This window comes from Spirosoma profusum, assembly GCF_014699005.1.
Lineage (GTDB): Bacteria > Bacteroidota > Bacteroidia > Cytophagales > Spirosomataceae > Spirosoma > Spirosoma profusum.
The window spans coordinates 228,713-239,255 of the sequence record NZ_JACWZY010000001.1 but is presented as its reverse complement, the minus strand read 5'-3'; the positions used below and the strand labels follow the sequence as shown (position 1 = coordinate 239,255).

Below are 10,543 nucleotides of genomic sequence, written 5' to 3'. Positions count from 1 at the left end.
CTAGCACCTAATCATTCATTTAGAACAATTTAGTTACTGACATAAAGGCCTCAGTAGCAATTACATTATCCAAGGGCAATGCGCTATTCCCATTTGAAACTTGACTTTCAAAAACATATCCAGCAACGCTTAGAACCGTCCCGGCGTTTAAAAACCCCTCCCAGAAGACCGACAGAACCGGTCCTGTAAAAACGTTTATATCATCGTATTGCTGTAAGACACCAAATGGGTATAAGTATAGTCTAACACTGGTTCCAGAATAAGGGGCTGTCGAGCTTGCTCCCTTGAATTTTGAACCTGCATAAACTCTGTAATAAGCAGATTCCTGAATAGTATATTGTTTTGTACTAGCATCGTATCCAGAATACGATCCAGGGCGAATTGTCAAGGGAATTCGATCCTTAGGTTGACCATACCCATTTATACCTATCACAGTTCGTGGTGTTACGGTATATGCACCTGATTGAGCGCCGATCAAAACAACTATCGGAATATTTTGTTGAGTCAACGTCTGCCAAGAAGCCCCACCATTTGCGTCAGAGGTTAAAATTTTGGCAGCTCCTTGTGTCCCATCCTGAATAGTCACCTGACCAGTGGATTTATTCACACTGGTTTTATTACCGTTAGCCGCTTCGACTTCCAAATTACTGGTTGCCCCGATGGTGCCGGGGTTAGAACCAATCTTCACCTGCGCATAGGCCGTCGAGGTCAGTAGCGCGAGGGTGAGGGCGTAAAAAATAGAGTTTAGTTTCATACTTATTTTGTCGTAAAACTTTGTGAGTCAATTCATTCATTCGTACTACGTCCAACGTACCGGGAAACCGTCCTGGCGAGACGCAGGCTTCTCATCGTAGGGGGCCGGGAATCAGGATGCCCCTCCCCCATCCCTGTTTCGGGTTATCCACGGCCCGCCAAAAAGAACGGGTTGCCGGTGGGCGGAGGCTGTGGATAATTCTACTGGCCTATATTATCTAGAGTAGTAGTTTTTGATCCAACAGACAAATGGTAGTTTACACTTAGAGGACTGTTCTATACGATGATAAATACGTGTTCATTTAGTTGATTGGGACAGCGTATAGTTGATTTTCACCCCAAGTATTTCCTCCAAAATATGCTATGGTAAATGCGGGTGGCAGGTTAACGGAACCACTACCTGATCTACTTGGATTACCTAAATAGGCAACATAGTAGTAGGCTTTAGGGATATTTGTCGAGTTTTGAAGGATGACGCTACCTGTTACCAAGCTGTAAAATTGCCCTGTTGAAAGACTACCGCTTATCAATGAATTATTGTTAATTATGTCGCCTGTAAGGGCAAGACCTGTCGGAGAATCAGAAAAATAACTTCTTATATATGCACCCGTGATGCCAGTTATTTGCGCCCCAGCTGTCATCAACATAGTGGCTGATACCACATATCTTGAATTTGCGGGTAAGATGATGTATGTTCCTGTATAGCGTGAGATGTCGTCCGGCAATAAATTCACACCCGCGCCAGTTGTTACGCCATAAACAACTGGCAATGTAGCCGCTGGAGCATTTTGTTTAAAAATAATTCCATTCGCGTCTGTCGTTAAAATTTGATTATTTGTGCCGACTGGTATATTACGCAATCGGGCAGTACCAGCGCCATCAATTGAGTGCGTTGGGTCAGTAACACCAGCGCCTAAGTTGCCATTTGTTTTGTCTACTACTACCTTCGTTCCATTAGACGATTCCACTTCCAAATTACTGGTTGCCCCGATGGTGCCGGGGTTGGTGCCAATCTTCACCTGCGCATAGGCCGTTGAGGTCAGTAGCGCGAGGGTGAGGGCGTAAAAAATAGAGTTCAGTTTCATAATTATGCTTGTAAAATCTTGTTAATCAATTTGATATATACGTTGCACCTTTTTTTGTCATGCTATTTTTGTCATGCTGAGGTACGAAGCATCTTGAGTTGTCTTCACTCTCAAGTTTGGATGCTTTAAGATGCCGCTTCGGCGGTCCGATTCGTTCCTCAGCATGACAAAAAAGACAAAACACTGCCCTAAAGGACGCTGGCCTTCGGTGGTGGCGCAGGGTTTTCTGCTTCAATTAATTGGTAATCAGTCAATTCATAACTCAATCCTTGTTGCGGCTCGTCGAGGAAGCCGAACAGGCTAATTGCCTCGTCTGCATTCAGGCCAACCAATTGTTCTGTATTCGTCAGCCGCGTTTTCGGGTCTGTATTTTGTACCGTCCAGGTGGGCTGACTGCTTAACCGCGCTCCCCGCAACAGGCGGATTTGGCACGTAGCACTCTGTTCCAGTTTCCCCGCCGATACGTCAAAAACGCCCTGTTCCACCGTCAGGCTTTTTCCGATTCGCAAGTCGCCCAGCAGCACCGTTTTGCCGGAACTAGCCAGATGCAGATGCTGTACCTCACTACGTTGTGCCACAATACGTTGCGGCATCGCTGGCTCATTCGGGCTATGTCCACGTAACGAAAGAACACCGTTGCCGGTCACGCTGGCGCTATCCAGTACTACGTCACCCCAAACGCCCAACGTATCAGCGAGAATACCCATCGCCGGTCCAAACACACCCACACCCGTCTGCTTAGTCGCCAGACTATCAGCCGGTTGCTGCGCCCAGGTCACCAGTGGCAGTCCCAGCCAAAGCCAGATTACCCATCGGCGATACGTAGCGTGATATGTTGGTGAAAACGCCATACTTTATTCCTGTTTTTATGAGAAGAAAAGGATCGCCGGGCTCAAAAAGCCCGGTTATCGCTAGCATCCCATAAATAAAAAATCTCTCTATTGTTCCGTTTTTGCCCTGCTGGGCTTTGTTTTTGTCATCCTGAGGTATGAAGGATCCGTTCCGGCGGCCCGGTTAAAGCTTCCTAATTCACACACTCACTTCTGTTACGTAGCGTCTTTGTCATGCTGAGGCACGAATCGGACCACCGAAGCGGCATCTTAAAGCACCCTAACTAGCTCATTCAGAAGCCTTAAGATGCCGCTTCGGCGGTCCGATTCGTGCCTCAGCATGACAAAAAAATCAGTCACCCTTGAATCTCATCATTTAAGATGCGCCATTCGGGGTTTACGGACTCGATCAGCGCTACTTTCTTCTCTCTCACCCATCCTTTAATTTCCTTCTCACGCAGAATCGCATTACGTACATATAGATGAAACTCCCAGTAAACCAGCAGATAACAGTAATATTTACCTGTGAATGTTTCTAACTGCCCACACGTTTCATAATGCTCGCTCAAACGTCTGGCTAAATCATTCGTCATTCCAGTATAGAGTGTGGTCTTCTCTGGATTTGTGACGATGTAGACGTAAAAGGCGTAGTTATGCATGGCGTTCAGTTATCATTTTCTTCTTTTTGACTTTTTCGTTATATTGGTTTGGTCGTGCTATGCTTTTGGCCCGCTGCGTTTTTTGTCATCCTGACCGGGCCGCCGGAGCGGGCACGAAGGATCTTAAGGTTTCTTTATTAGAGAGTTATGATGCTTTAAGATGCTTCCTTCGTCAGCATGACAAAAAACCAGCAGGACAAGAATCACCGTCTCCGTGTTTGCGTAATCACAATCGGTACACAGATGGTCGGTTTGCAGCAGTCGCCTTCGATGAAGATGACCGGGCAGCAACCCTGCTGTGGACAACTTCCGTTGGTAGCGGTGTAGGTGTACTGACCAATGCCCGTTACGATGTACGAACTGCTGGTTGCACCGGGTATGGCCACGCCATCTTTATACCATTGCAAACCGCTATAAATATTTGGTAACGCTATTGTATATACGTCTCCTGCACAGATGCGAATTGGCACCGAAAAACAGGCAGTACTGATGTCGTCTTCCGTCATGACTCCGTTGCCAGGAGTCGAGTCAGGATCCTGCTCATTCACCTTGCTTACCTCGGCAACGTTGAACCAGGTTCCTTCGGCAATCACCTTTACGGTAATGACCAACGTAGCAGTTCCCCCGGCGGCAATGGTACCAACAGTCCAGATGCCTGTTGCTGGATTATAAGTACCCGGCCCCGACATACTTTGGTATTGCACACCCGCTGGCAATGAGTCTTTCACTTCTACACCCGTAGCGGCAATACCGCCCGAGTTCTGTACCGTAAGACTATACGAGATCACTTCATTGAGGAAAGGCCGTGATTTGCTAACCGTTTTGGTCAGGCTCAGATCCGTACCAGCTGGAGCGCCAACGGTGATGTAAATCCAGGCATTGGCGCAAAGATCAGGATTGAGCTGCTTGCACACCCGATACTGAATACTGTCCCGACCTGTGTAGCCCGTGGTAGGTGTGTAGGTGAACGTACCGTTCGCGTTTAAAACGATGCTACCGTGTTTTGGGTTGGTGACGGGCGTAGTGGTCATAACCAGAGGAGCCGTCAGATCATTTGTAAGGGCATTCCCCGAAACAGGCGTATTGAATGGAGTTGTGTAGTAATCGTTAACCGCCTGTATCGCACAGTACTGCGGTAAACAAACCTGAATATTACCGAAAACCTTGGCTGATGTTACGTTTTGCAGCGTGTAGCCGTTTGGCGACTGCGTATTGGCAATGTACTCATTCATCCCGGTAACCGGGAACGTAGTATCTGTATGCCACCGCAACCCAAAGCAGTTATTTGGAACGGCCTGCGTGTTGATGATATCGAACTGAATACAGCTTACCGTAATCCAGTTAGGACCGACTAGCCCAGCCCCGGTTCCGCTACCTCCATACACGGTATTCAGCGAAACGGTTCCAATGGTTGGCCCTACTGTGCTCCCGTTCAGATTCTGCTGGTTGTATCGGTTATCACTGGCGGGTGCCTGGTTCGAGAAAGTCTCCTGACTAACAATCTGGGGATTGCGAATAATCTGGGAGTCATAATCGAACCGGTAGTTAGCGTCGCCCATCAGGAATGTGCTATCCGCCGAGTTGGCCTTCACCTGTACGCGGATCACAACCTTCCCCGTATTACAATCCAAGGATTTCACATTAAATTGTACCGCAAATCGTCCTTTCTGAGCCAGACAGAGCCCCGGTAGAATCAACAGCAGTAGTACGTAAATATTTTTCTTCATGTCCGTGCTCCTTTGTTCGGTGTTAGCAGAATAACCTGTTCTGGTCATTTGCCGTATTAGGACACAAAATCCGTGACAGGGTACGGGCAGCAGGGCTTTTTTAATTCGATAATGACATGAATACGCGTTTCAATACCATGAACTGACCAAATTAAGTAACTATCTTTTGCGTAAGCCGATTTTGCCCATTTTTCACGTTCTTTTATTACAATGCGCTTGGCTTATTATGTTATTAGTTTAGAATTTGTTACTACAAATACAGTCTTTCAGCTAATCAATTCTAAAATTAATTCTATTTAAAAGCCATAATAAGTACTATCTTCTTGTCACCACGGCAGAGATTTTGCTCTACTTCTGTCAAATTTCAGGCCATTTTCAGGTAAAATATATCTACACATTAGTAACAATTCATTTATTTATCCTAAGGCAGTTTTGTCACCAACTACCGTTCATCCGGTATGTTTAGCTGAATTCTGGTTAAAGTTTTTAATATCAAAAAAGCAAACAAAATTGTCCTAACGCTTCATTGCGCAAATTGAAGGTTATTTTACGCAAAGTGCGAAATTTAATTGAAATCAAGTCGTCTATATTTGTTCAATAAGCTAGCGAAATCCAAATTTTATTTGGCTATTTAGGCTATATTAAGATAATATAAAGGATTTGTTAACAATGATCAATAAATCCTTTTGCGTGTGTTTCCCAATTATTATTTGGACAATCAGCTTGAATAAATAATAAAATTTCATCAAACCAGTCAATTTTAAGAATTATGAGTAATTGACAATACGGTTGAATCAGGCGTTGCCGATTACTCTTATACCCATCGTACTACGACTTTACCATTTCCTTATATGACTGTTAACTATACCCTCGAATCGGTTCTTCATCAAGTTATTCAAGGCGATCCGGTTGCCTTTGCCAAACTATATCGGCATTACCGCACGCCAGCGCTCAAGTTCTGTACGTCGCTGCTGAAAGATACCGAAGACGCCGAAAATATGGTGCACGACGTATTTATTAAGATATGGGAACGTAGAGCGACCATCAATCCAAGCTTGAATTTCAATTCGTATCTGTTTACCTGCCTCCGTAATCTGGCGTTCGACCATCTGAAACAGCTGGAAAAAAGTCAACTCCTGAAGCAACGCTACGTAGAGCGAATGCAGGTCATGAACAACGAGCATCCCGACGATGAGGAAGCCCGCATTCAATTGCTTCAGGTTGCCATCAGCTCGCTTTCGGAAAAGCGTAAACTGATTCTACGCATGAACGTAGAAGACGGCAAATCCTATCAGGAAATCGCGGAAATGCTACGGATCTCCAAGAATACCGTTAAAAATCAGCTTGTAAAAGCCAAGCAACTCCTCCGCGAAAAAGTCGACTTTGCCCTTATCTAGCTTTTTTGTCATGCTGAGGTACGAATCGGACCGCCGAAGCGGCATCTTGATGTTTCATTTCTCGCTGGTTTGGATGCTTTAAGATGCCGCTTCGGCGGTCCGATTCGTACCTCAGCATGACAAAAAACGCAGCTTGAAATAAACCTTCCTGCTAACCTCTTTCATTTTACATTATCCTTTCTCTCCGCTTCACAAAAAATTAACGCATTCGCTAGTAGTCCTTTAGCAGTTTTCGGCAGTACTATGGAAAAACTGTTAACGGATGAGAGATAATGTCGAATCATGGCAGCAGCTATCTAATCGAACAGCTACTTAATAATAAGCTGTCGAGGGCAGAATTAGACGAATTTTTAGCGGGGCTGCATAACGAAACCAGTTTGCAGACCTATTCAGATGCATTGGAAACACATTTTAACGAACTGCTAAATCAATACAGTCCCCAATCTGAATTGGACGGATTGACGGATACCCGCTCAATGGATAATGAAGAATGTACCGCGAAGAGGGCATAATACCAGCATTCTGACCACTAACCCGGCTTATTCGACTCATTCAGTACGTATCATCCATTTTACACTATTCTTTTCGAACGATTTTTTGAACCACTTATCGCTGAACACGTATGAGCTTAATTTCTCCTATTAAGTTGATCATAAGGCACCTATTTACCGTCGCATTACTGGTAAGTGTCTGCTTTATACCCGCGCTGGCCAAAGGTAAACCAGCCAAAACCATCACCGGAACTGTTACGTTGGCAACAAACAGCCAACCAATCGCTGGCGCCAACATCCTGATAAAAGGCACGCAGTTAGGAACGGTTACGGATCAATCCGGGAAATATTCCATCACTGTCAATAACGAGAAAGCGGTGCTGGTTTTCTCATTTATAGGTCACAAAACGCAGGAAATACCGGTTGGTAGTCAATCAGTTATCGACGTAGCACTGGTTGAAAATAACGAAGTGCTTGGCGAAGTCGTCGTGACGGCGCTCGGTATCAAACGGGAAGCCCGTTCGCTGGGTTATGCCGTTGGTGAAGTACAAGGCAAAGACCTGAGCCGAGTGGCGCAGGAGAACGTACTGAACTCGCTGGCGGGTCGCGTACCAGGCGTTCAGATTAGCTCAACGGGGCCATCGGGTTCATCGGTTAGTATGATCATCCGGGGCGCCAAATCGCTCAATACCGATAACCAGCCTTTGTTTGTGGTCGATGGGGTACCCGTAGCGAACTCGCTCAACAACGTCAGCCAGATCGGTAGCGACAACCGTGTTGACTACGGAAACGCCATTTCTGACATTAATCCTGAGGACGTAGAAAATATTTCGATTCTGAAAGGCCCCAGCGCAGCCGCTCTGTATGGTTCACGGGCGGGTAACGGCGTCGTGCTGATTACGACCAAAAGCGGTTCACGCTCGCAGAAAATGACCGTTTCCGTTACGTCGAATACGGTTTTCGATCAGCCGTACCGTTATCTAAAAATGACGAAAAACTTCGCGACGGGTATTCTTCCCTTCACGCCCGATGCGAACCCTTATCCGGGCGGCATTCTGCAAATCGACGAAAGTTCGGCTGGTGGCATTGGTCCTGAACTGGATAAGGGTTATAAAGCTATTCAGTGGAACAGCCCGATTGGTGCTGATGGGAAGCCGGTTCCAACGCCACTCGTTTCGCACCCGAACAACGTAAAAGACTTTTTCCGTACGGGCGTTACCACCACGAATGGCGTATCGATTTCGAACAATTCGGAGAAAGTAACGTATCGGCTGTCGTACTCCAACATGAGCAGCCGGGGTATTATCCCCAATTCAGACCTGTTTAAAAATACGTTGGCACTCAATACAACGGTACGTGTCAATAACAAACTGAGTCTGAGCACTAATCTGGACTTCAGCCGGAGCAATTCCAACAACCGGCCGGCCGGCGAGCGGGGTACTAACCCGATGCAGTGGGCTTACGGAGTCGGTTCGCACGTCGACATCAATGAACTGCGCGATTACTGGGTACCAGGTCAGGAAGGTATTCAACAGAAAACGACCAGCAAGGGTAACTATAATAATCCCTGGTTCCTGGCTTATGAAGTGAATAACAGTTTTGTTCGCGACCGCATATTTGGGAATATGAAAGCGGAATGGCAGCTCACGCCCGACATTAAACTGATGGGCCGCTACTCACTTGATACGTACAACGAACAACGCGAAACTAAAATAGCCAAAAGCTACACCGGCGAACCCAATGGTGCATACGGTCTGATCAACCTGAAACGGTATGAACGTAACGTCGACGTCCTCGCTACGTATACCAAGCGGTTCAATGCCCTGAGTCTGGTGGTTTCGGCTGGTGGTAACGACCGCTATTCGCAATCGACGGACATCAGCACCAGCAGCCGAAACGGAGCCGGTCTGATCATTCCGGGGCTGTACACGATTCAGAACATTGCGCCGAATAACCTCGTATACAACAACTACCTGTATAAGAAAGCCATTTATAGCGTCTACGGAACCGCGAACCTAGGCTATAAGGACATGATTTACCTGGATCTGACCGCCCGTAACGACTGGTCCAGTACGTTGCCGATCAACAACCGTTCGTACTTCTACCCATCGGCTTCGTTGAGCTTGCTTGTGAACGAGATATTTCACATGCCAGCCGCCGTCGACATGTTCAAAGTTCGGGCGGGTGTAGCACAGGTTGGTAACGATGCCAATCCCTACAGCCTCTATCCTACTCTTGGCGATGCCGGAGCATGGAATGGTGTAACGCGCTTGTCGAAACCCGGCAGCATTCTGCTTCCCGAGCTGAAACCGGAAATTGCTACGTCGTATGAAGTGGGTATCGATTACAACATGTTCCGCAACCGGCTTCGGTTCTCGGGAACGTACTACGTATCGGAAAACCGCAACCAGATTCTGCCGTCGCAAATTGCCCCATCTTCAGGTTTTACGACCAAAAACATCAACGCTGGCCTACTCGAAAGCCGTGGTGTTGAACTCTCGCTCGGTGGTACGCTAATCGACAAAGGCGGCCTTCGCTGGGACCTGACGACCAACTTTACGAAGAACGTAACGCGAATTAAAGAGCTGGCTCCCGGCATACCGTTCTACACGCTCTGGACCGATGCCAAAGGCGGTGCCTGGACCTACGTAGGCGATAAAGTCGGTGATATTTACGATGCCGAAATCATTACCGTCACGGATGCAAATTCAAAATATTTTGGTTATCCAATTCTGAACAGCGATGGGTCCTGGCAGGCACGTAGCGCCAGCACGGTTAAAAACAAAATCGGAAACTTCAACCCGAATTTTAATTTGGGCGCACAAAGCTCCCTGTCGTATAAGGGTTTCACGCTGAATTTCTCGCTTGACTGGCGGTCGGGTGGCGATTTTGTTTCGCAAACGTATCGGTATTCCGAATCGGATCTACGGTCGCAGCGGTTCCTGGATAACCTGATCAATCCAGGCGGTCGTACCGGCGATGCGCTACGTAACTGGCTGGTTGAGAATGCCGATCAGTACATCAAAATTCACGGCAATTACTTCCCCATTGTGGGCGGACCAACGGCTGAGTACGGCGGTTATCCATTTGAATTTGGTGGTAAAACCTACGCGTATGGCGTATTCAACCCGGGCGTAATTGCACAATATGATGCGCAGGGGAACATCACTGGATACACCGAAAACCTGGGCGCATCTGGCACCAAGATCATTCCTTACGGCGACAACTATCCGTGGGATTTCACCCGGGCCGCTACGTTCGATGCGTCGTTTGTGAAGCTGCGGGAAGTTTCGATTGGTTACGATTTGCCCGCTCGTTTCGTGAAATCGATTGGTTTGCAGAACGCCAACTTCTCGGTTTATAGCCGCAACATCATTCTGTGGACAGCCGCCAAGATCAACGTCGATCCCGAAATGGCGTTCCAGCCACAAGCCGGGCCTCAGGCTGGTACACAGTTTAAGCAAGGTATCGAGCGCTACAACGTAACGCCCTGGGTTATTCCGGTTGGTTTCAAACTTGGTCTCACATTCTAAAGGCATGGGGCAGAGGGGTTTGGGCATAGGGAATTATAGATTTTTCAGTCCCTCTGTCCTACGCTCAA

Annotated in this window: 8 protein-coding genes; 3 read left to right on the top strand and 5 right to left on the bottom strand. The window is 47.1% G+C overall.

Features of this window, described 5'->3' with window-relative positions:
- Nucleotides 1–19 precede the first annotated feature (19 nt).
- From IC229_RS00875 to IC229_RS00855, 5 genes are all read right to left on the bottom strand, one after another.
- Nucleotides 20–754 carry a hypothetical protein gene (locus tag IC229_RS00875; RefSeq protein ID WP_190885029.1) on the bottom strand — a complete coding sequence of 245 codons (735 nt, stop codon included), beginning with the start codon at nucleotides 752–754 and terminating at the stop codon, nucleotides 20–22.
- Between the two features lie 301 nt (nucleotides 755–1,055).
- Complete coding sequence (locus IC229_RS00870; protein ID WP_190885028.1) at nucleotides 1,056–1,838, bottom strand: hypothetical protein; 783 nt, start codon at nucleotides 1,836–1,838, stop codon at nucleotides 1,056–1,058.
- Between the two features lie 188 nt (nucleotides 1,839–2,026).
- Complete coding sequence (locus IC229_RS00865; protein ID WP_190885027.1) at nucleotides 2,027–2,689, bottom strand: hypothetical protein; 663 nt, start codon at nucleotides 2,687–2,689, stop codon at nucleotides 2,027–2,029.
- A gap of 335 nt (nucleotides 2,690–3,024) precedes the next feature.
- Nucleotides 3,025–3,327, bottom strand: coding sequence for a GIY-YIG nuclease family protein (locus IC229_RS00860; RefSeq protein ID WP_190885026.1), 303 nt, complete (start codon nucleotides 3,325–3,327; stop codon nucleotides 3,025–3,027).
- A 203-nt stretch (nucleotides 3,328–3,530) separates the two neighbouring features.
- Complete coding sequence (locus IC229_RS00855; protein ID WP_190885025.1) at nucleotides 3,531–5,054, bottom strand: DUF11 domain-containing protein; 1,524 nt, start codon at nucleotides 5,052–5,054, stop codon at nucleotides 3,531–3,533.
- Nucleotides 5,055–5,905: 851 nt separating this feature from the next.
- On the opposite strand from IC229_RS00855, the gene IC229_RS00850 reads away from it, so the two are divergent.
- The 3 genes from IC229_RS00850 (at nucleotide 5,906) to IC229_RS00840 (ending at nucleotide 10,475) form a co-directional block, all read left to right on the top strand.
- On the top strand, nucleotides 5,906–6,451 hold the full coding sequence (locus IC229_RS00850) for an RNA polymerase sigma factor (RefSeq protein ID WP_190885024.1): 546 nt from the start codon (nucleotides 5,906–5,908) through the stop codon (nucleotides 6,449–6,451).
- Between the two features lie 483 nt (nucleotides 6,452–6,934).
- On the top strand, nucleotides 6,935–7,096 hold the full coding sequence (locus IC229_RS00845) for a hypothetical protein (RefSeq protein ID WP_190885023.1): 162 nt from the start codon (nucleotides 6,935–6,937) through the stop codon (nucleotides 7,094–7,096).
- Nucleotides 7,074–10,475 carry a SusC/RagA family TonB-linked outer membrane protein gene (locus IC229_RS00840; protein WP_223833792.1) on the top strand — a complete coding sequence of 1,134 codons (3,402 nt, stop codon included), beginning with the start codon at nucleotides 7,074–7,076 and terminating at the stop codon, nucleotides 10,473–10,475. Before IC229_RS00845 ends, IC229_RS00840 begins: the two co-directional genes overlap by 23 nt.
- The last annotated feature ends 68 nt before the right edge of the window (nucleotides 10,476–10,543 follow it).